The sequence below is a fragment of the Pseudoalteromonas sp. 1181_04 genome (genome assembly GCF_052850545.1).
In genome coordinates this window covers 1-1,956 of the sequence record NZ_VXCS01000061.1, presented here as the reverse complement: position 1 = coordinate 1,956, position 1,956 = coordinate 1, and the positions used below count along the sequence as shown (strand labels likewise).

Annotated in this window: 3 protein-coding genes; all 3 read left to right on the top strand. The window is 43.7% G+C overall.

The genetic code is table 11. The annotated features are described in order from the left end of the window. Window positions 1-255 (top strand): IS66 family insertion sequence element accessory protein TnpA (gene tnpA, locus FW757_RS22980; RefSeq protein WP_182740946.1); only part of this gene is annotated, 255 nt, incomplete at its 5' end. Beyond that, complete coding sequence (gene tnpB, locus FW757_RS22975) at window positions 255-602, top strand: IS66 family insertion sequence element accessory protein TnpB (RefSeq protein WP_182740947.1); 348 nt, start codon at window positions 255-257, stop codon at window positions 600-602. The genes tnpA and tnpB, both read left to right, overlap by 1 nt. A gap of 95 nt (window positions 603-697) precedes the next feature. Continuing rightward, window positions 698-1,956: IS66 family transposase (gene tnpC / locus FW757_RS22970; RefSeq protein WP_446441769.1), on the top strand; the 1,259-nt coding region annotated here is incomplete at its 3' end.

Sequence of the window (1,956 nt, the reverse complement as noted above, 5' to 3'; positions counted from 1 at the left end):
GAAGAACAACAAGCCAGCGATTTAACTATTACTGAGTTTTGCCAGCAACATGCCTTATCAAAAACAAGCTTTTATGCGGCACGAAGTAAGCTTACTGCTGCATCTGGTAGTTTTGTTCGCGCAAAAGTCACTAAACACGTTGATCCCACTGAACAGCAACAGCCGATCATTCTTGCTATCGGTAACGTGAAAGTCAGCTTGCCATCCACAATGCCTGCCACTTATCTGAGTCAACTGTTACGCGAGCTTGCCTAATGAAAATGTTCGTTGAACCTGCACATATTTACCTCTATCGCGATGCCGTGGATTTTCGAAAATCCATTGATGGTCTGGTCGCAATCGTTGAGGGTGAGCTTGAACGTGATGCCTATACTGGCGCTTTATTTTTATTTTGCAACAAAGCGAAGGATAAACTCAAGCTGGTTTACTGGGATAAAACGGGGTTTGCTTTGTGGTACAAGCGATTAGAAAAGCAAAAGTTCAAATGGCCAAACAAAGCCAGTCTGCAAGAATTTGAGCTCAGTCCAGAGCAACTGAATTGGTTGTTGTCGGGATATGATGTGCTTGGTCATGAAGAGTTGCGGTATAAATCGATGATCTAATCGATCATATTGGCAGTAAATGATCGTTGCCACACCGTCTGTTTTATCTTTGCGTCAAGCAAGAAAACACCGTCAAATTCTGTTAAATTGCGAACATGAAAATTGATGCACACTCACTTCCTGACGACCCAGAACAACTCAAGCGCATGTTGCTTGAGTTGCAACAGCATATGGATGAAAAGTTAGCTGAAAAAGACGCGCAAATTCACGAATTGCTACAAGCTTATAACGCGAAACTAGCCAAAGAGTACGCCAAGAAATCTGAAAAGATGCCGGGTGCAGGCGAAGTATTCAATGAAGCAGAAGATATTCTCGATGAACATGATAAAGCGCTATTGGCCACATCGGCCTCAGTAAAGAAAGAAAAAGCCAAACCGAAACGCCGGCCACTGCCAGCGCAGTTGCCGCGAATTGAGGTGGTTGTTGACCTCGACGAGGATGACAAAATGTGTGATTGCTGTCAAAGCCCCCTTCACAAAATGGGTGAAAGCAGCAGCGAAGCACTCGAGTTTGTGCCAGCGCATATTAAAGTAATCAAAACCATTCGCCCTAAATATACGTGCCGTCACTGTGAGCGTGAAGGCATTGAAAGTGTGGTAAAAACCGCCCTTATGCCCGCAACAGCCATTCCAAAAAGCATCGCAACGCCCAGCTTGCTGAGCCAAATAATCATGTGTAAATACCAGTTTGGCTTACCACTTTATCGCCAAGAAACCATGTTAGGCGATATTGGTATTGAGTTGAGCAGACAAACTATGTCGAGCTGGATGTTGCGCTGCGCAGACCTGTTGTCCCCTCTGTATCAACGCTTAAAAGACGTGTTGCTATCTCAACCGGTTATTCACGGCGATGAAACCACGTTAAACGTCATTAATGCAGATAAAGCAACCAGCTATATGTGGCTGTATTGTTGCGGCGATGATAAACCGAGTAAAGGCACCAATATTGTCTTGTTTGATTACCATAACAGTCGCGCAGGCCAATGTGCGATTGATTTCCTTGATGGTTACGAAGGCTACATGCACGTTGACGGCTACAAGGCTTACGAGCAAACGAATGCAACACTGGTTGCGTGCTTAGCCCATATGCGCCGTAAATTCATCGAGGCTAAAGGCAATAATAAAAAAACAGTCAAAGCAGATGTAGTACTAAACCTTATTCGCAAGCTCTACGGTATTGAGCAAGCCATCAAAGATAAATCGCACGATGAAAAATTCAAGATTAGGCAGAGAAAAGCCAAACCAATCGTTGATGAATTGTATCAATGGTTACTCAAGCATAAAGATAAAATCCCACCAAAAATGGCGTTAGGTGAAGCAATTACCTATGCGATAAATCAGTTTGAGAAATTCAG